The sequence below is a fragment of the Streptomyces sp. NPDC006711 genome (genome assembly GCF_042869775.1).
Taxonomy (GTDB): domain Bacteria; phylum Actinomycetota; class Actinomycetes; order Streptomycetales; family Streptomycetaceae; genus Streptomyces.
The window spans coordinates 1-18,879 of the sequence record NZ_JBIAGO010000032.1 but is presented as its reverse complement, the minus strand read 5'-3'; the positions used below and the strand labels follow the sequence as shown (position 1 = coordinate 18,879).

Here is an 18,879-nt window from a genome sequence, read left to right as displayed (position 1 = left end):
TGAAGATGGCGGCGACGTGGAGTCCGGCGAGGTAGATAGTGGCGGACTCGCTCTCGGCCTCAGTCGTTCACCACAGCCTCCGCACACCCGCTCCACGGCCCGCCTGCCGTCCTCGGACACCCCGCCAGCGTAGAGCCCGAGGCCGCTCAGCAAGCCGGTTTAGGAACAGGCACCAACCGCAGCCGCTCCCGGAGACGGTTTTCCCCCGCCGGGTTCTGTGCCGGCGAATGCGGCGGGAGTGGCGGCGAGCAGAACGTACGCGGCGACGTATGACCGGCAGCCATAGACCTTGGCCTATGACTGCCGGTCAAATGCCCTGATCGGCGACGGCCCTGGCGGCTGCGTAGCCAGAGCCCGAACTATGCGCCGCAGGGAAAGAGCACGGCGTTGAGGAGCGTCGCGACTTGCTGGATGGGTCTACTTTCGCTTAGTTGCGGAATATGCCCATACAGCAAGGTAAGCGAGAAGGCTGCAACCTGCGGCCCAGAGAATGATCAAGCCGACAGTTTTGGCCCGGAGGTCCGATAGGTCTGGACCCAGAGTAAAAAACGTCAACACGAATAGGCCGAGGCCAACGGCAAGCACGGCGTTGCCGTTGATGCGATCTCGCATGCTGTTCACTGTCCTTGATACTCGAGGTAGCCCTTCGTGGCGGCTCCCGCTGCGCCACCGCCGAATGCCCCTACCAGTGCCGACGGCAGGCAGCCGATTTCGGCTCCGGCGACACATCCGGCAATTGCCCCAGTGACGGCCCCGCCTATCGCTCCGCCCACGGACGCGAATCCGATCTTTCGTACGCTGCTCCAGAAGCTGAGCCCGGTCGGGTCAGTCTGGTTGATAGGGTCGCCGGCGGTGTAGAGATAGGGATTTTGTTCCTTGCCGCTGGGGTCAGGCTGGGTGAAACGGCCGAGGTTGGGGTCGTAGTAGCGGGCTCCCATCTTGTACAGGCCCGACGGGTCCTGATAGGCGCTGGTGTAGCGGAAGGGCTGGTTGGTGCCGCTGTTGGTGCGCTGCTCCCCGTACGGCCCGTAGGAGTAGGTGGCCGTGCGCTTGCCGGACGCGTCGACCAGGCCGATGACGGAGTTCTGGGCGTCGGTCAGGTAGTACTGGCTGGCGCCCCCGCTCTTCATGGCGACCAGCGTGCCCGAGGGCTCGCGGATGAAACCGGTCGCGGCGCCGGAGACGCTCTGTCCGGTGATGCCGACGGCGGCGTTGGTGAACGTCGTCGAGCCGGCCTTCAGGCGCTGGGTGTTGTCGGTGCCCGCGTAGGTCTGGTCCGTGGTGGTGCCGGACTGGGTGTAGGCGCCGAGCTGGATGAACGGCGTCCACGACTCGGAGGTGCGGGTGCCAGTCGGGCTGGCAGCGGAGGTCTCGTTGCCCGCGCCGTCGTAGGTGAAGGCGTCGTTGCCGTTGAACGAAGTCAGTTCGCCTGCATCGTTGTAGAGGGCCTTCTGCCCGGCGTCGTCGCAGCTGGACGGCAGCGACGTGCCGGTGGAGCGGCCGGTACGGTTGCCGGCCTGGTCGTAGCAGTAGGACCAGCCTGCCGTCGTGGAGCCGGACTTGGTCTCCACGGCCTTGGTCAGGCGGCCCAGGGTGTCGTAGGTGTAGTCCAGGGCGGCGCCGTCGGTGGTGCGCTTGCGGACCTTGTCGGTGTCCTTGCCGGAGTTGGCGTAGTCGTAGGTGATCGTCGACAGCGTCGTGGAGCCGGACTTGGCCTCGATCTTCGTGGGGCGGCTGGAGTCGTCGGATGTGACGCTCTGGGTGGTGCCGCCGGGGAAGGTGGTCTTGGTGCGGTGACCGTTGTTGTCGTAGGCGAAGCTGGTCTTGGCGCCGCCGGGTTCGGTGACCGAGGTGAGTTCGTTGGCGTCGTCGTAGCCGTAGGTCACGGTGCCAGCCGAGTCGGTGGCGGTGGCGAGGTTGCCGGTGGCGTCATAGGTGATCGACGTGGCCGGGGTGCCGGGCAGGGCACGGGTGCGCTCGCGGTTCTGCTCGTCGTAGGTGAACGTCGACGTGCCGCCGGGGGTGGCTCGGGTCTGCAGGTTGCCGTCCGCGTCGTAGGTGAAGGTGGCCGTGGAGCTGTCGGCGGTCTGGGTCTTGATGCGGTCGCGGTTGTCGTAGGTGTAGGTGGTGGTGACACCGCGGCCGTCGGTCATCGTCTTCTGGCGGCCGAGGTCGTCATAGGTGTAGGTGATCGGCTTGAGCGGGGACGGTGGGGTGACCTTGGTCAGGTTGCCCTTGGAGTCGTACTCGTAGGACGTCTTCTTGTCCCGCGGGTCGGTGGCGCTGCAGCGCTGGCCGGGCAGGCCGCCGCAGTCCATCGTCCCCGACTTGGGGTTGTAGGCGTAACTCCACTTGGCGCCGGTGCCGCTGGTGGTGGAATCGGTGGAGGTCAGCAGGTTGCCGGAGGTGTCATAGCCGTTGGTCGTCTTCTCCGCCGAGGCCGTGGTGGCGGTCTCGGGGAAGTAGCCGCTGCCCTTCTTCACCCACGTTGCCGTCGCCGATGCCCCCGTCGGGATCGTGACGGTGGTGGGGTTGAAGGCGCTGTCGTACGTGTAGCTGGTGACGTTGCCGTCCTCGGGGGCCGCGCCCATCGCGTCCGTGGCGGTGGCGATGTCGTTGTCCGGGCCCCAGGACTTCGAGCGGGTGTGGCCGAGCGGGTCCTCGGTCTTCTTGGTGCGCCAGTAGCCGTCGACCGTCTTGATCGTGTTCTTGCCGCGCGGGTCGGTGACGCGCACCACGCCTTCGGCGTCGGGGTTGTTGTCGGCAGGCAGGATCCAGCGGAAGGCTGTGGTGTTGCCGGCGCCGGTGGAGTTGGTGACCACTCGGGTGATGGAGGCGACCTTGTCGCTGTCCCAGGTGAATGTCGTCTGGCGGCCCTCCGCCGTCGTGACCTTGGTCAGACGGTTCGAGGTGTCGTAGTCGAAGGTCGTGGTCTTGCCGTCGGTGTCGGTGAAGGTCTTGATCAGATCACCGGAGTAGGTGTAGCCGATGGAGCGGCCGGTGTTGTCGGTGACCTTGGTGATGTGGTTGCCGTCGTTGGTGAACGTCAGCGTCCGGCCCGAGGCGGAGGTGATCTTCGAGGTGAAGTTGCCCGAGTAGGCGATGGTGGTGGCGTTGCCGTTCTTGTCCTCCACCTTCGACACCCGCGCGATGCCGGTGGTGCCCGAGCGGGAGAAGGTGGTCTTCTCCCCTGTGCGGCGGCTGGTGAGCGTGAAGGACTTCTTGTCGGATGCCTCGGTCAGGTCCTGCTTGTAGCCTCTGGCCGGGGTGAAGGCGGAGCCGGAGCGGGCGAAGACGGCGACCGTGCCGGTCGGTCCTTCCACGGAGACGCCGTCGGCAGTCGTCTCCTCGATGCGGTAGTCCGCGCCGGAGGTGGCGTTCCAGCCGACAGCGTTGAGGCTGTTGAAGGTGTTGCCGTAGGCCAGGCCCGGGCCTGCGTCGGCGATGTCGAAACCGTCGACGGTCAGCAGCAGGTTGCCGTTGCCGTAGTTGACCTGTGCGCTGACACCGTCCGAGAGTTGCGCGGAGTAGAACTCCGACCACGGCACCTGTCCCACGCCTATGGCGTAGAAGCCGGGGTCGGCCGTGGCCGACTCGACCACCGGCTGCCCGGCTTGGCCGGTCGCCTTGAACGCCGTGCTCGCCGGGGCCTTCGTCTTGCCCAGGGGCGAGGGGGCCGGGTTGCCCGCCGCGGCGGTGGCGGGGGCGGCCACCGGCTGGGCGGAGGCCGGGACGGCGGTGGCCATGGTGGCGGTCGCGGTGGCCGCGGCCAGGATGGACAGTGGCAGCCAGTGTCTGCGGCGCCGGAATGCGGGCATGCGAGGATTCACGAAGGTCTCTCCGATGCATTGGATGAAGCGGAGCGGAGCAGGGCCTGCTGGGGCGGCACCCCTTGCACGGGTGCCGCCCCGTCCTGCTCGGAGGAGGTCGTACGTTGCGGCCCGCGGCATTGCGCCGGCTGGCAGCCGCGTCAGCAGCGCTGGGACGTGCGGGTGTGAAGCGGCTCCGGGTCGTTGGGGATACTCATCGTCCCGTCGCCCGAGGTGCACTCGTCCGCCGTCTTGGCCGCGTTGCCCCAGAACTCCTGGGAGTGCGTGCCGAACACGTCCCTACGGCCCACCAGCGCGTTGCGCTTGTAGGACCACACACCGACCGTCAGGTCGAAATTGATCTTCTTGTCCAGGAACGACTTCCAGACCCACACATAGCCGTAGTTCTCGTCGCACTTGGCCGAGTAGAACTGCTTGACCGAGGCGATCTTCTCGGTGCCCTGGTAGATGTACTCCGTCGTCCCGATCTGCGACGCGTCCGCACACACCCCCGCCGCCGTCGCGACGCTGCTCAGCGGATTGCCGGCTTCCGTGCCCGCGGCCCCCGCCGCCTCGTTCGCCGAGCGCTGCTGCGGCGTCTGCGCAGGGCCGGTCCCTGCGGCAGCCACTCCGCTGCCCAGCAGCGACAGCGCCGCTCCTGAAACCACTGCGGCGACCGCCATACGCGAACGTCTCACGTGTATTACCCCCCTGGGAAGACGCGCAGCCCCAGCGCCCGGACAGGGCCCGGGCCGCCGCGCGCGATGGAAGCGCACCCGACCGGCACGCCTTCTCATCTTCACCACACACCGCACCGGAATCACACGTTCCACCCATACGAATACCAGGCGTAATCAAGTTACACAGGGTAAATCAATGGATTTTCACCACTTAAACCGTTGAATCCAGGGTTCGTGCGCACCATTGACATAGCCGGCCAGGCGTAAACGCATGTCCATTGCACTTTCCCAGGATGGGCACTTAAGTGTGATGTGCACTACAAGCATGCACCTCGACGGAGGGGGCAGACGAGCACATTTGACGGGCCGTCAACTGACCTTTAGAGGAGCCGCGTTACTGGCGGCAACACACAGCCGCGACCCGGTACCGACCCGTCAGCACGCCCGTTCCCTCCGCAGTCACGACTCCTGATGCGCTGTCCGTTGCCGCAGAGGATTTGGACGGCACAACAGAAGCAGCGACGTCTTCGCGGTACAGGTGCACCTGCTCGCCGGAAACTGACTCCAGACGCAGGTCGGCCCCGACCAGAGGTATCTGGTCGGGGCCGACGCCGTGTACAGGCCGCGGTACCGGGCCCGGAAGTCGATCAGTATGAGCGGTGGCGAGTGCCGATGGGCTGTGGGTACTGGGCTGTGCGTCAGCTGCCGGTGTACTGCGGCAACCGAGTCAGTGTGTGATCCGGGCGGGGGATCTCGCCAAAGTCTTCATCGAAGGGCTCGGTGGAGAGACCGTGGATGACCGCCTCCAGGCGGGGCGGCAGGCAGGGACGGCGGCCTTGCCAGCACCGTGTGATCAGGTCGCGTCGCACCCGGTCTGGCAGCAGGGGAGGGAGCGGGGAGGCGTCGAGGGCCGGCTGGGGCGCGGTCGGCGCTGGGGCGGGAATCTGGGTTCGCCAGTGGGCTGCGGTGCGGTGCTCGGAGCGCTGCTGGTGCAGGAGAGTGAGGCAGAACGCCGCAGTGCGGTTTCCGGCGCCGGCGGCGAACTCGAACCAGAACTGGGAGGGGTCGCGGTAGCCGGACAGGTGGAGCAAAGCGGCGAAGACGAGGGCTCCTTCTGGTTCGATCGGGTCGGACTCCACCAGCAGGCTGATGCTCCGTTGTGCTTGTGGGGTGTCCACGATCAGGCTGGAGGCCAAGTCGAGGTCGTGGGCAGCCTGTTCGTGCACGGTGGCGTAGCGGGAGGCGACAGGCGTGGCCGGGCCAAGCCCGGTACCCGCATCGGCGAGGGCCCTCACACGGTCGAGTGCTGCGTCGGCGTCATAGTCCTGGTACACGCCGGCCAGGGCCTCGGCCTGGGCGAGTGCCCTATCGATTCCGATGTCCGGTTCGTGATCGGTGCGGGCCACTACTTCTCCTCAAGTTGGATGTCCAGCTGTCTGGCCAGGGCGCGGCGCGCGTGCCGGATGTGGGAGCGGACGGTGGCGACGTCGATCCCCAGATATTCCGCCACGTCGGGCTCTTCCATGCCGAGGACGAAGCGCAGCATCACGACGTCGTACTGACGCTCGGGCAGGGTGGAGGCGTTGTAGAGGCCGATCTCCTGCGAAATGACACGGAGTTCGTCGCGCATCTCGTGCAACAGAAGCTTCTGAACGGCGGTCAGGAAAGCCGCGTCAGCGACCTGCGGCTCCAGGGAGCGCGCGGTGAGCCAGCGCTGGACTTCCTCCTTCAGGACCTGCCAGGCGTACCGCGGGACGGACTCCTGGATCAGGACATGAGGCCATGTCCTTTTCAGACGGGCGCAGGTGGCGTCCACGACGACCTCCGCGCCCGCGCGGCTGCCGACCTGAGTGTGCGCATAGCGCATCCACAGCTTGCGGTGGTAGGCGTGAAACGCGTCGAAGGTCAACGCCAACCGCCCGCGGCGTGAAGCCGCGGCCCGCCCCGACGGGTTCATCACACCTCACTTTCCGGGGCGATGGCGTCCGGGTGGGAAGAGGCAGAAGCGCTCTGCCGGCGAAGATGCTGCACCCCGGCCTGCACGGCGGCGGCGAGTACCCCCTGGCCGGCCCGGCGCAGGTCAGGTACGAAGATCCGGGCGGCGGTCCCCCAGACCGCCACGGTGTCCAGATCGATGTCCACAGGATTCCTAAGGTGGCTGGCACCGCGCCGCTCCACGATGAGGCGGCGTCGGTGTGGGAAATCTGCTTTCCCATTCATCAGCCAACCCGAGAACAGGCATCTTCGTGCAAGGCCCCAGCCAGACTGACGCAGATGACCACAACGCGATCAACAAACCCCGCAGTCGGACCATTTCTGACCGATACGGCCGCCCCGTGCCCGTGTTGTCGGCGCAAGGCGGTGCGCGGTGGCTGGTCATGTGGTTGCCCCCAGGACATGCCAAGGGGAGGCTGGGGTGGCGAACGGTGGCGTCAGCACGGCGTCGACCGCGAAGAGGCAGACCAGGGGGCGACATGGGCAACGGCACCGACGTAGTTGACCTGCAACTCGACCGGCCGCACTCGGCACGCATGTACGACTACTTCCTCGGCGGCATCACCAACTTCCCCGCCGATCGCGACGCCGCCGCCAAAACCATCGCCGCGTTCCCCGCCACCCTGATCGCTGCCCGGAGCAACCGCGCCTTCATGCGCCGCTCCACCCACTACCTCGCGCAAGCCGGCATCGAGCAGTTCCTCGACATCGGAACCGGCATCCCCACCAGCCCCAACCTCCACGAGGTCGCCCAGAGCGTGAACCCCCGCGCCCGCGTCGTCTACACCGACAACGACCCCATCGTCCTCACCCACGCCCGCGCCCTCCTCCACAGCCACCCCCAGGGCAGCACCACCTACCTGCCCGCCGACATCACCGACCCCACCGCACTGCTGGACCACCCCGTCCTGCGATCCGCATTCGACTTCGACCAGCCCATCGCCCTCAGCCTCAACGCCCTGCTGCACTTCGTCACCGAACCACACGACCCCTACGGCATCGTCCAGAAACTCAAAGACGCCCTGCCCTCCGGCAGCCACCTGATCATCAGCCACGCCACCCCCGACTTCGACCCCGCCGCCATCGCCCGCGTCACCGGCATCTACAAAGAAGCCGGAACACCTATCCAGGCCCGCACCCGAGACCAGATCGCCCGCTTCTTCACCGACTGGCAGCTCCTCGACCCCGGCCTCCAGCCCATCCTGCGCTGGCGCCCCAACCCCGACGAGGCCCACAGCACCCTCACTGACGCCGACGCCGCCTGCTACGCCGGCGTCGCACGGAAACTCTGACGCAGCGCTGACGGCGTTCCGGTCCAGGCATCTGTGGCCGGGCCGCGGAATCCGCGCGAGGGGGCCGCCCCGCCAGGACTCCCGCGCCATCCCCAGAGTCAGGACCACCAGCCTGGAATCGCGATCACCCAGCCCACCCGGCATGTGGACAGCATGCCCGCGACGAGGCCTCTACCGGTGCGAGCACGCATGTGAGGTCCAGGACCCGCACGGGCGGCCCCGCCACCGTTCAGCGGCCCCGGTCACCGTCAAGGTAGCCGCGCGGACCGCCGCGGCCACGGTGGTCTCCCTGGTGCCCGGGTCCATCCCCGCGAACGCGGCGATGGCTGGGACGCCCCCAGCACGGCACGTCGGGCTTCCGCAGAACTCCACCTCCCGCCTACAACTCGGCGCCTGGCTCGCGAAGCCGGGATCCGGCCGGTCTTCGACACCAGCGTCACCGACTGGGACACCGCAATCCTGCTGGCAGAACTGGGACTGAGCCTCGCCGTCGTCCCGGCCCTGCCCGCCTGGAGCGGCCCCGGACACCCCGGCCTGCGACTGATTCCCATCCCCGCGCTCCCCGCGGGCTGGGCGGTACGCCGCTGGGATGCCCTCTCCCCGCCGGCCCGCGCGTTCGCCGAGGCCGTCGCGCACCACTGCGGCAAGCAGACCGTTCGGGAATAGCCGCCGCCCACGACACGCCGTCAGTCCCTTTCGTCAGGGACGCGCGCGCCCCCAGCCCGGTTTTGGCGGGAGCGGCCAGGGCGGTGGTGGCGGCAGGTGTGGCTCCGACCGGAAGTCTTCGTCCGGGCCGCGGCCGACCAGCCAGGCGAGGAGCGTGTGGTCATGGGTCGGTAGGTTACGGCTGGCCGGTCAGCAGGTGGCCGATGGTCGCGATGCCCTTGGCGATGGCTCGTTCGCCGATGTTGCCGAAGCCGAGGACGAGTTGCGTCGGCGCGGTGGCGTGTGAGGCCCGGTGGGCGCTCATGCCGTAGAGGCCGACGGACCGTTCGCGGGCGGCGGTGACGATGTGGTGTTCGTCGGTGCCAGCGGGCAGGTGTGCGACGGCGTGGAAGCCGGCGGCGAGGCCGGTGACCGGCAGTTCGGGGGCGTGTTCGGCGAGCGCGGCGAGCAGGACGGTGCGGCGGGTGGCGTAGGTGGCGCGCATGCGGCGTAGGTGGCGGTCGAAGCGGCCGGACTCGATCAGTCTGCTCAGGGCGAGTTGGTCGAGTGTGGGCGTGCCGCGGTCGCTGCGGTGCTTTTGCTCGGCGATCGGTCCGGCCAGTTGAGGCGGGCAGACGATCCAGCCGATGCGCAGGGCGGGGGCGAGGGACTTGCTGACGGTGCCGATGGAGATCACCCGGTCCGCGGCCAGTCCCTGGAGGGCGCCGACGGGCTCGCGGTCGTAGCGGAATTCGGCGTCGTAGTCGTCCTCGATGATGACCGCGTCACGGTCGCGGGCCCACTCGACGAGGGCCAGTCGGCGCTCGGGGGCGAGGGCGACCCCGGTCGGCCACTGGTGGGCGGGGGTGACAACGACGGCGCGGGCGGCGCTCGCGGCCAGCGCCCGCACGTCGATGCCCTGCTCGTCCACCGGGACGGGGATCGCACGCATGCCCACGGTGGCGGCTGCGGCGGTGACGGTGCCGGGTGAGCCTGGGGTCTCGAAGGCCACGGTGTGCGCACCCGCGTCCGCGAGGGAGCGGAGCGTCAGGCCGAGGCCCTGTGCGTAGCCGTTGCAGACGACGATGTGTTGCGGGTCGGTCGCCGCGGCGCGCACCCGGCGCAGGTACCCGGTCAGGACCTCGCGCAGGGCCGCGTCGCCGCGCGGGTCGCCGTAGTCGAACTGGGCGGCCGGCATGGTGCGGGCGGCCTCGCGCAGGGCCCACAGCCAGTCCTGGACCGGGAAGGAGCCGAGATCCGGTACGCCGCAGCGGAAGTCGGCCACCAGGCGTGACGCGGCGGTGCTCGGTTGCGGGATGCCGGGCGGTACGGCGGCGCCGGTCGCCACCCGGGTGGCGGACCCGGGACGGGTGGTCAAGTAGCCCTCGGCCTGGAGCTGGGCGTAGCACTCCTGGACCAGGCCGCGGGAGACGCCGAGCGACCGGGCGAGATCACGGGAGGACGGCAGGCGTTCGCCGACCTGCAGGCGGCCGGTGCGGATCGCGTCCCGCAGCCCGTGCTGTAGTTGGGCGTGCAGCGGTCGGCCGCTGGTCCGGTCGATGGTCAGCAGCAGCTCGGGCGGGGAACTGGACCACTCCGGCGGCATGGAAGTGGAGCTTACCGGCGATCCGGTCGCGCTCTTAGCGTCCAGCTGTGACCGAAACGCTCGACACCACTTCCCCCACGACCACCACGCGCCCGGCTCTGCTGACACGGCCGCTGCTGCTGCGCTTCGTGTCCATCCTGGGCGCCTCGACCAGCTTCTACCTGCTGCTGTCCGTCGTCCCGCGCTACGCCTCGACCGGAGACCGGGGCGGAGGCGGCGGCGCAGCAGGACTGGCCACCGGAGCGCTGATGCTGGCGACGGTGCTGGGTGAACTCGCCACCCCCGTCCTGGTCCGCCGCTGCGGCTACCGCCTCGTACTGGCCGTCGGCCTGGCCCTGATGGGCGCACCCGCGCTGGCGCTCGGGCTCTCCCGGAACCTCGGGTGGATCGTCGCGATGTGCCTCCTGCGCGGACTCGGCTTCGCCTTCACGGTGGTCGCGGGAGGCGCGCTGACCGCCTCCCTCATCCCGGCCGAACGGCGCGGCGAAGGGTTGGCGCTGGTCGGCATCGTCAGCGGACTCCCTTCGCTGCTGGGCCTGCCGATCGGGGTGTGGTTGGCCGCACACGCGGGCTACGCCGTCGTCTTCACGGCCGGCGCAGTGACCGCGCTCGCCGCGATTCCCGCAGTGCCCGGCCTGCCCGACCGGATCCGCGCCTCCGGGCGGCCGATCGGCATCACCGAGGCGCTCCGCACTGCCGAACTGTTGCGCCCCGCCGTCGTCTTCGCGGTCACGGCGCTCGCGGCAGGGATCGTCGTTACTTTCCTGCCGCTCGCCGTCCCTGCGTCGGCCACGGGCCTGGTCGCGGCGGCGCTGTTCGTCCAGCCCGCGGCGGCCACGCTGGCCCGCTGGCTCGCCGGGCGTCACGGTGACCGGCACGGCTCCGCCGGGCTCGTATTGCCGGGTCTGCTGCTGTCCGCGCTCGGCACCGGGCTCATGGCGCTGACCGGCCATCCCGTGGCTGTGATCATTGCTGTCGGTCTGTTCGGCATCGGCTTCGGCGTAGCCCAGAACGCCACGCTCACGCTGATGTACGCGCAGGTCTCCACCGCCGGCTACGGCACCGTCAGCGCGATGTGGAACTTCGCCTACGACGCCGGCATGGGCGTCGGCGCCGTCGCCTTCGGCTGGCTCGCCGCCGGAACCGGCTACCCGTGGGCGTTCGCGCTGACCGCCCTGGCCATACTCAGTGCCCTCGTCCCTGCCCTGACCGACCGCAGCGCCGATCACCCGAAGCGTCGTGCCGGCCGCTGACTCACCACACCCGTCGCGACCACCACGTTATCCCGCCGATGCGGTTTTCCCATCTTTGCAAACCGTGTAATAGGTAATGGATGGAACTTCGAGCTTGAAAACCATTCCGAACTGTTCACGGATGTCGGATACTGTCTTGGAGCTTGGTTCTCGCAAGCATCGGGTGGTTGGCGGATCGTGCTGCAGGCACGCAGATGCTTCCTCGATCAGCTTCTTCGGGGTGCTGCGTACGGAGTCCCATGACAAGCTTTGCAGGCGGCCGAACAGCCCGGCGGGCTCGGGCAGATTTGGGCCGGTGGGGTTCGGGCCGGTTCCTCGATAATAGTCGACAAAGGCGCTGCGGCCGTCGATGTGATGAAACGGAATGCTGGCGCTGTCATCGTGCTGCGAGGCGTAGCGATCTCCGGCTGTCAGAATCCCGTCCAGCACGTCCCCCATGCGGTGTGGGTCGGCACCGAAGTACGCGGTGATCCGCAGGGCGCAACGGATCTTGTACTGGTCGTCGCCGCTCTGAAAGAACAGTTCCTTCGCCTTCCCTCCCGCACAAACGTCATTCAACGTGACCAGGCCGAGAGTGAGTGGGGTGTGCGTAGCGTACTCGTTCACGGTGGCCCGGAGCCGGCCCTCGGCGATCTTCCGGGACTGCAGAGCCTGAGAACTGCCCGCGAGGGAGCGTACCTCCTGTGGGCTCGTGGCTCGGTCCTGGGACGAGCACGCTGAGAGCGCGAACACAAGGAGGACCCCAAGGGGCCGTGACACGCTGGCACGCAGGGCGGATAACGCAGGAAGCACCTTCTTCATGGCCATGTGCCCATTCTGGCACCTCAGTTGGGGATGTCTATCCGTACAGGTACTCATCCATACCCGGGGGCGGCCCCGGGTATGGATGAGTGGCGCTACAGGCCCATGCCCGTCATAGTGCGCTCCAGTGAGTTCGCGTAGAGGCGCGCGCCTCCGATCTTGGGATGGAACGACTGGTTAGATAAGCCGTACGCACCGAGGAATTTCAAGTCCCATTTGGGCTGGTCCGACTTTGTGAGAGCCGTCACGATGCCATGGACCTGTTCTGGGTCTCCACAGATTCCCTTGCCAGCGAAGTCATTGGTCGGATCGGAAAACTCCACCGGCGCTCCAGCCGTCTTCGCGTCATCCTTCGCGCCCTGCATCGCTGCCGTGAGGACATCGGCGATTCCGTTAAGCCACGCTGCGGAAGGGGCGGACATACCTAGAGAAGGCAGCGGAGGGACGGGAGGGACGGTCGGGAAGTCCATGCGGAGGCAAGACCCGCTGTTGGAGATCAGATGCGGATAACCCATGAGGATGATCTTCACATATGGAGCTTTCTGGTGGATGGTCATTAGTGTCTGAGTGATGTCCGGGCGCACGATCTCTTTTATGACTCCTGGGACGGCGGTGGATAGTGGCTGCCCTTGGAATTTCGCATCCCGCCCCTCGACGGCCGCGTCCAGGTCATCGAATGATTTTGTTTCGCAGCTGTTTCCGCCTGCGGCCACCAGGCATTGCTGGACGATGCTCGCGAAGCGCGCGTCGTTACCTCCGATGGAGATCGTAACCAAGGTCGTGTTGTTGTTCAGGTAGCCCTTCTGTATCTGTGGTAGCTCACCGGAAAGGGGGTTCCGCAGCACGTTATAGGTGCGCGCCCCCGAGCAGGCGATGAGGTGGTAATCCATGTTGTTGTCGGAACCGTCGTCGAGAGCACCGATCGACTTCGACGCACCCGGAAGAGAGGCTTGCCTCGACCACGCATAGGTGGACCGATGGCAGCCATCTCGCGAGGGGTCGTTTTCGTCGATCTTCTTGTTCTTGCCCCGGTAGTTGGTTTCCGGATAGTAGTCGCGGTCGCCTTCCGATGCGCCTTCCCCGGAGGAGTAGGAGTCGCCCATGGCTACGATGACGTTCTTCGGCTTGCCGGGCAGCGGCTGGAAGGCCACTGCGCCCCAGGCGTCGCGGCCGCACAGTGCGTGCCTCGATCGCGGGCGACTGTCGCGGGCGGGCCGGGCCGGGGCAGACTCTCCCCTGGAGGTGTGGTGTGTTCCATGCTGTACGTACCGTGATGACTTTCGCCGCAGACCCCGAAGCGTCGGCCCGGTGGTGGGGACAGCTCCTCGACACCCCGGTGAAGCTCGACGTCAGCGACAGCGGGGCGGTCTACGCCTGGGTGGAGATCGGCGGGGTCGAGGTCGGCTTCCACCCTGCCGACGACGAGCGCAATCCCCGAGGCGGCAGCCCGGTCGTCTATTGGGGTGTCGACGACATCGACCAGGTGCGGGAGCGGCTGCTGGCGGCCGGCTGCGAGCATCACCGCGGGCCGCTGACCATCGAGCCGGGCCGACGGATTGCCCAGGTGCGTGACCCGTTCGGCACCATCGTCGGCATTAAGGGCCCGTAGGACGGGCGAAGGCCCGGTGCCCCGCTGAAGCTGGCGGTCAGCGGGGCTTGGGTTCTAACGGTCCAGGCCGTGCAGGCTCTCCAGTCCGGTGGCCGCCGCGTACGCGCGCAGGGCGGACCTCAACGTGCTCGCCGTCCAGTTGGCGCCGCGTGCCGCCGTGGCATCGAGATACAGACCCAGGACCCGGCCGGCGCTCAACTCGTGGCCGGCCTGGCGCAGGACGGCGGGCAGGGTGACCACGTCGATCAGTCCGGTGACGTCCGGACGCACGCTCTCCACGTCGAGCAGCATCACCTCGCCATCCGACCGGAGGCGCAGGTGCTCGGGCTTGAGGTCGAGGTGGCCCAGGGGCACCAGGTTGGGACCGTAGGCGTCCGCATAAGCGGCCAGGACCTCGCCGTACGCCACCGGGTCGGCGATCCAGACCGGTGCCGGGGCGCCTTGCAGGGTGGCGAGGGTGAAGCCGGCCATGGCTCCGGCGGCCTCGGCGGTCTGTCGCTGCGAGGCGGTGTGCACGGCGGCGGCTCGGTCGGCCAGCACCGCGGGCATCTGCGGGCGGGTCCAGTCGGCGGCCTCGGGCAGGTGCTCCAGCAGCAGCGACAGCGATGTCTCGCCCTCCGCGTACAGCCGGGGGACGGGGGCGGTGCCGGTGAGCAGCGCGTGCGCCAGTGTCTCCCCGGCGTACGCGGTGGGATCGGCGTGGAGCTTGAGGACCAGCGAGGCCTCCGGCGGGTCCGGGTTCACCGCGAATACCGCGGCGGTGTAGCGGGTGCTGAGGACGCAGAGCCTGCCGGTCACACCGGGGTGGTCATCGGCGAGCGCTTGGCGGGCGCGGCCGATCAGGGCGGCCGGGTCCGATGGCATGGGGGCGGCCAGCCAGCCGGGCGGTCGGATGCGGGCGAGTCCTGTCAGGGCCTCGGCGGCCGTGCCGGGCGCCGACGACGTCATCGGGTGCTCGCCGGGGCGGTGATGGCGGTGGCCATGGTGGCGTAGGAGCGTGTGGCGAGGTCGGGGCGCTGGTGTTCGCCGTAGATGCCGAAGAGGGCGTAGACGAGGCTGTCCAGCGGGCGTCCGATGTGCCAGCACTCCATCGCGCCGCCGGCCACGTCCCACACTTGCAGGCGGCCCTGGAGCAGGGCGAGGTAGTCCTGGAAGAACATCTCGGCGCCGAACGGGTAGGTGGCCATAGCCTCTTCGCGGCCGGTCGCCTCGACCTGGACGAAGTCGGCGGTGGTGACGTCCCAGGCGAACTGCAGGAGCTCGCCGCCGGGGCCGTCCTTGAGCCGCAGCACCGCGCGGTGGGGGCCGAGCGTGCCGGAGAGGTATTCGTGGATGCTGCAGGCCAGCATGCCGGTGGCGGTGGCCAGCAGTTCGCGTCCCAGCCGCGGCAGTTCCGCCGTCACGACCTTGAGGGCCTGGTCCTGGTCGGCGGGCTCGTCGGCGAGGGGGGCCAGTTCGACGGTGCCGGGGTCGGCGAGGAACGCGGCGTGCGCGATCAGTGCCTCGTACTCGTAGTCGCCGTCGATCCGCACCCAGCCGACCTGGTCGGCCGTCACCTTCTGCGCGGGAGTGGCGGGGACTGTCAGCCGGTCCCCGGGGCGCGGGCCGTGGACGCGGAAGAGGTTCTGCAGGTCGTTGGCGGCCGCAGCCATCCTTGGGTGGTCGGAGTACAGGAACGGTCCGTGGGGGGAGGCCGGGGGCAGGAAGCCGTTGCCGCACAGCGCCACGTCCTGGACGCCGTCGAGCGGGGCGAGGACTTCCAGGAGCAGCTGGTTGAGCACGCTCAGGCCGGTCTTGTGCCGGGTGCCGTCCATGCCGGGCAGCAGGTTGACCGAGGAGGCGGGCATCCCCGGCGGCACGATCTGGGAGTTGTTGGAGATGATCGCGACGCGGGGCACGGGCTGGGCCCCCTCGGTGACCTGCTGCACGTACAGGTCGGAAGGGTCGGCGTCCACGGCGATGAACACGGCCGGGCCGTCGCCGACGCGCAGGCACGGCTGGACGACGCGGTCCTCCCAGAACAGCGTCCGCGCCCCGGCCGGATAGAGCGTGACACGCAGTTCGCCCAGCTCGATCGGCGTGGTGTGGTCGATCCGGTGCAGCGTAAACCCGAGCCTGGTGACCGCCTCCTCGACCGGAGCGGGTAGCAGGGGCCCTGTGTAGATGGGCACCTGCCGGTCCAGCAGGTCCAGGGAGGGCAGGTGGAAGTGGTCCAGGTGCTCATGGGTGAGCACCACGGCGTCGGGTCGGGGCATCAGACCGTGGTCGACGGCGCGCGGCGGCCACACCCGGCACTCAGCGCGACCGGGCAGGCCGAACGTGCTCTTGAGGACGGGGTCGATCAGGACGCGGTGGCCGCCGCCCTGGACCAGCCAGGTCTGGTGGCCCAGGAACGTCAGCTCCAGGCGGTTGTCCACGCGGGTTGCCTCCTTCATGTTCTCGACCAAGCGGGGACGGGCCGGGGCGGTCGGGACGGCCCCAGCCGTCCCGACCGCCCCGGAGCTTTTCAGTGGTGGTAGGTGTGCGGGGCTGCGGCCAGCGCGCCGGTCCCGACGAACCGGCCGACCTTGGCCTGGAGCCCGGCTACCTTCTTCGGGTCGAGCCTGACGGCCGGGGCCTTCGCGACGGTGGTGGTCTTCATGGCGCGGTCCTCCTTGCAGGGCGGGATGTTGGGGATGCGGCCCGTCGGGCCGCTCCCGTGACCACAGTTCACCGCCGTGCGCGGCGCGGGTCGAGGCCAGATCACCGGACACATCACCGGACACCGTGACGGGCCGCTTCTGCTCCCTCGCTCACGGTGGCCAGGGTGGCTACCGTGGTGGTCCTGAAATCCCGGGGGTGCCCATGCCCGAACAAGCCGCCGCCAACTGGCGGTTCGTCGCCGCCCGCACCAAGCGCGGCTGGCACACCCAGCAGGACTTCGCCGACGCCTACGAGGACAAGGCGCGCGAACTGCGCGAGCAGGCCCGGATCTCGGTGCGCCAGGTCCGGCGATGGGAGTCAGGCCGCTCGACCTGGCCCAACCGGGACGCCAGGCGCGTGCTGGAGGCGATGTTCGACTGCCCGATGGAGAACCTCGGCTTTCGCCGGCCCGCCCGGCCAACCGGTCGGCACCCCGGCGAAAGCGGACGACAGGTGGAGGAGCACGACGTGTACAGACGGACATTCCTGGGCCTGGCGGGCATGGCACCGGTGCTCAACCTCGCGGACCTTGGCCATCTCACCGCCGCCGCCCACAATGCCCGCCATTACGGCGGCCGCGAACTTCTCGACCACCTGCGGACAGCGCTGGACGAGACGGCTCGCAGGGACGGGCAGGCCGGCCCGCACGAGGCGCTGCCCACCGCGCTCGGTCTTCTCAGCGCGATCGACTCCGCCGCCCGCACCGCAGCCCCCGAGATGCGACGCGAGCTGATGGTTCTCGGCGCCCGGGGAGCGGAGCTCGCGGCCTGGCTCCACCGGGACACCCATGCCCCGGCCCACGTTGTCGCCTACTGGCACCACCAGGCGAAGGAGTGGGCGACGTTCACCGGCGACGGGGCGATGCATGCCTACGTCCTGCTCCGCCAGGCCCAGGCCACCGAGCGCACCGGGGCGGCCCGGATGCTCGATCTCGCCCGCGCCGCCACCGAAGGCCCCTGGACGCTGCCGCCAAGGCCCCGCGCGGAGGCGCTCCAGCAACAGGCCCGAGCGCTGGCCCTGACAGGCTCCGGCGCCGAACAGGTGGCGCGCGTCCTCGACCAGGCCCATGCCGCCCTCGATGAGGCCGCCCCCTCGCACGAGCCCGTCACCTGCACCGGCCCGCTCGGCGACGGCTACACCCGCGAACGGCTACTGGTGCAGAGCGCGATCTGCTACCGCGAAGCCGGCCAGAGCGAACGGGCCGTCAGCATCTTCGGAGAACAGCTCACCGCCCGGGTGTTCGCACCCCGCGACCGCGCGTTCTTCACCGCCCACTACTCCGGCGCCCTGGCCGCGGCCGGCGAGCCTGACGAGGCAGCTACTGCCGCGCTCCAGGCGCTGGCCCTCGCCGCCGGTGCCCGATTCGGACAAGCCCTCGCCGAACTCCGCCGCACCGGCGACGACCTCGCGCCCCACGCCCGCCGACCGGCCGTCCGCGAGCTCCGCCGGCGCCTCGGCGAGCTTGCCGTGGTCTAACCGGCGAGAAAGGCGCTCACCTTCACGATCACCTCGCGCTGCCACGCCTGGGACTGCGGGTGCAGGTATCGCGGGTCGTCATGAACGGCGAAGCCGTGCTGGGCGCCCTCCAGCTCCACCAGCTCCACCGGCCCGCCGAACATCGCCCGGAACCGGCGGGAAGACTCAATGGGCACGAAGGTGTCCGCCGTGCCGTGCACCATCAGCACCGGCGTCCGTACCCCGGCCAGGATCGCCGGAGTGTCCAGATAGAACACCTCGTTCAACAGGGCCCGGTTCAACTTGAACGGCGACTTCTCCGTGAAGCCCTGCTCCTCCAGCCGCACCGCCATGTCCCCGGACAGGTAGTCGCCCGACCAGCCCGGCCGGGAAGTGACGTACCGCTCCTTGTAGTCCAGCCGCGGGTTGAGCAGCACCAACTTGCCGACATCGCCGGGCCGGTGGGCGGCATGCAGGGCCGCAGCGCCTCCTGCGAACGACGCGGCGATCACATTAACCGGCCCCGGCCGGCCGGTCCGTTCCCGTACGTGGTCGCAAGCCGCGCGGATGTCATTGGACACCGCGGCGATCGTCAGCTCCGACTCGCGCCCGCCGCTTGCCCCGTGCGCGCGCAGGTCGAACCGCAGGCTGGTCACACCCAAGCCGGCCAGACCGGCCGCCAGTCGCGTGAAGAAGCCGCCCTCCTCCCGGGTCACTCCTGACCCGTGCACGAGCACCGCCACCGGGCCTCGCGTTCCCGCGCCGCACACCGTGCCGACCAGCGGAGTACCGTCCAGGGACTGAAACACCGTCTCGTGATCGACCATAAGCCGATGGTAGTGAGAAGACGGGGCGCCGGGGTGATACCCACCGTCGCAGACCAGGGCCAGTTGAGTCGTGGCGCGAACCCACCGGCCGGAACCCAACGCTCCACCGGCTGCCTCTGCGCCGGCTCAGCCCCCCCGTTATGTTTTTCGCGGTCCTGCAATGGGGCCGCTGGCCTCCGGGCCCGGTATGACTGTGTTCCCTCTGTCGAACGGATGACCTGGGGG

The 18,879-nt window shown here is 69.0% G+C and carries 16 protein-coding genes and 1 pseudogene; 5 read left to right on the top strand and 12 right to left on the bottom strand.

Translation table 11 applies throughout. The features are described 5' to 3' along the window. Nucleotides 1-617: 617 nt before the first annotated feature. The 5 genes from ACFYM2_RS33825 to ACFYM2_RS33805 all read right to left on the bottom strand — a co-directional run bounded on the left by ACFYM2_RS33825 (nucleotide 618) and on the right by ACFYM2_RS33805 (nucleotide 6,631). Nucleotides 618-3,818 carry an RHS repeat-associated core domain-containing protein gene (locus tag ACFYM2_RS33825; protein WP_388841546.1) on the bottom strand — a complete coding sequence of 1,067 codons (3,201 nt, stop codon included), beginning with the start codon at nucleotides 3,816-3,818 and terminating at the stop codon, nucleotides 618-620. A 152-nt stretch (nucleotides 3,819-3,970) separates the two neighbouring features. Next, nucleotides 3,971-4,507: a hypothetical protein gene (locus ACFYM2_RS33820; RefSeq protein ID WP_388841543.1), complete on the bottom strand. Its 537-nt coding sequence runs from the start codon at nucleotides 4,505-4,507 to the stop codon at nucleotides 3,971-3,973. Nucleotides 4,508-5,187: 680 nt separating this feature from the next. Further along, a complete protein-coding gene (locus ACFYM2_RS33815; protein ID WP_388841540.1) occupies nucleotides 5,188-5,895 on the bottom strand; it encodes a glycoprotein in 708 nt (235 codons plus the stop codon). Then, nucleotides 5,895-6,398, bottom strand: a complete 504-nt coding sequence (locus ACFYM2_RS33810; protein ID WP_388841537.1) for an RNA polymerase sigma factor — start codon at nucleotides 6,396-6,398, stop codon at nucleotides 5,895-5,897. Before ACFYM2_RS33810 ends, ACFYM2_RS33815 begins: the two co-directional genes overlap by 1 nt. 47 nt (nucleotides 6,399-6,445) lie before the next feature. Further along, nucleotides 6,446-6,631: a hypothetical protein gene (locus tag ACFYM2_RS33805; protein WP_388841533.1), complete on the bottom strand. Its 186-nt coding sequence runs from the start codon at nucleotides 6,629-6,631 to the stop codon at nucleotides 6,446-6,448. A gap of 332 nt (nucleotides 6,632-6,963) precedes the next feature. On the opposite strand from ACFYM2_RS33805, the gene ACFYM2_RS33800 reads away from it, so the two are divergent. Further along, complete coding sequence (locus tag ACFYM2_RS33800; protein ID WP_388841530.1) at nucleotides 6,964-7,776, top strand: SAM-dependent methyltransferase; 813 nt, start codon at nucleotides 6,964-6,966, stop codon at nucleotides 7,774-7,776. Nucleotides 7,777-8,119: 343 nt separating this feature from the next. Then, a pseudogene (locus tag ACFYM2_RS33795) lies at nucleotides 8,120-8,442 on the top strand (LysR substrate-binding domain-containing protein); the annotation flags it as partial. Between the two features lie 175 nt (nucleotides 8,443-8,617). On the opposite strand, the gene ACFYM2_RS33790 reads toward ACFYM2_RS33795, so the two are convergent. Further along, nucleotides 8,618-10,027 carry a PLP-dependent aminotransferase family protein gene (locus ACFYM2_RS33790; protein WP_388841527.1) on the bottom strand — a complete coding sequence of 470 codons (1,410 nt, stop codon included), beginning with the start codon at nucleotides 10,025-10,027 and terminating at the stop codon, nucleotides 8,618-8,620. A 47-nt stretch (nucleotides 10,028-10,074) separates the two neighbouring features. Between ACFYM2_RS33790 and ACFYM2_RS33785 the strand changes: the two genes are divergently transcribed. Further along, nucleotides 10,075-11,280: an MFS transporter gene (locus ACFYM2_RS33785; RefSeq protein WP_388841524.1), complete on the top strand. Its 1,206-nt coding sequence runs from the start codon at nucleotides 10,075-10,077 to the stop codon at nucleotides 11,278-11,280. Nucleotides 11,281-11,307: 27 nt separating this feature from the next. Here ACFYM2_RS33785 and ACFYM2_RS33780 read toward each other — a convergent pair whose 3' ends face one another. Beyond that, on the bottom strand, nucleotides 11,308-12,087 hold the full coding sequence (locus ACFYM2_RS33780; RefSeq protein ID WP_388841521.1) for a hypothetical protein: 780 nt from the start codon (nucleotides 12,085-12,087) through the stop codon (nucleotides 11,308-11,310). 89 nt (nucleotides 12,088-12,176) lie between these two features. After that, nucleotides 12,177-13,232 carry an SGNH/GDSL hydrolase family protein gene (locus ACFYM2_RS33775; RefSeq protein ID WP_388841519.1) on the bottom strand — a complete coding sequence of 352 codons (1,056 nt, stop codon included), beginning with the start codon at nucleotides 13,230-13,232 and terminating at the stop codon, nucleotides 12,177-12,179. Between the two features lie 122 nt (nucleotides 13,233-13,354). Here ACFYM2_RS33775 and ACFYM2_RS33770 point away from each other — a divergent pair, with 122 nt between their 5' ends. Continuing rightward, nucleotides 13,355-13,690, top strand: a complete 336-nt coding sequence (locus ACFYM2_RS33770) for a VOC family protein (protein ID WP_388841516.1) — start codon at nucleotides 13,355-13,357, stop codon at nucleotides 13,688-13,690. A gap of 54 nt (nucleotides 13,691-13,744) precedes the next feature. Here the strand turns inward: ACFYM2_RS33770 and ACFYM2_RS33765 are convergent, their stop codons facing one another. From ACFYM2_RS33765 to ACFYM2_RS33755, 3 genes are all read right to left on the bottom strand, one after another. Further along, nucleotides 13,745-14,638 (bottom strand): hypothetical protein, encoded by an 894-nt coding sequence (locus ACFYM2_RS33765; protein ID WP_388841513.1) that lies wholly within the window; start codon nucleotides 14,636-14,638, stop codon nucleotides 13,745-13,747. Further along, nucleotides 14,635-16,125, bottom strand: coding sequence for an MBL fold metallo-hydrolase (locus tag ACFYM2_RS33760; protein ID WP_388841510.1), 1,491 nt, complete (start codon nucleotides 16,123-16,125; stop codon nucleotides 14,635-14,637). Before ACFYM2_RS33760 ends, ACFYM2_RS33765 begins: the two co-directional genes overlap by 4 nt. A 71-nt stretch (nucleotides 16,126-16,196) precedes the next feature. Further along, on the bottom strand, nucleotides 16,197-16,331 hold the full coding sequence (locus ACFYM2_RS33755) for a hypothetical protein (RefSeq protein ID WP_388841507.1): 135 nt from the start codon (nucleotides 16,329-16,331) through the stop codon (nucleotides 16,197-16,199). A gap of 203 nt (nucleotides 16,332-16,534) precedes the next feature. On the opposite strand from ACFYM2_RS33755, the gene ACFYM2_RS33750 reads away from it, so the two are divergent. After that, on the top strand, nucleotides 16,535-17,848 hold the full coding sequence (locus ACFYM2_RS33750) for a multiprotein-bridging factor 1 family protein (protein WP_388841504.1): 1,314 nt from the start codon (nucleotides 16,535-16,537) through the stop codon (nucleotides 17,846-17,848). Here the strand turns inward: ACFYM2_RS33750 and ACFYM2_RS33745 are convergent. Beyond that, nucleotides 17,845-18,654 carry an alpha/beta hydrolase gene (locus ACFYM2_RS33745; RefSeq protein ID WP_388841501.1) on the bottom strand — a complete coding sequence of 270 codons (810 nt, stop codon included), beginning with the start codon at nucleotides 18,652-18,654 and terminating at the stop codon, nucleotides 17,845-17,847. The two genes, ACFYM2_RS33750 and ACFYM2_RS33745, sit on opposite strands and share 4 nt — an antisense overlap. Nucleotides 18,655-18,879 lie beyond the last annotated feature (225 nt).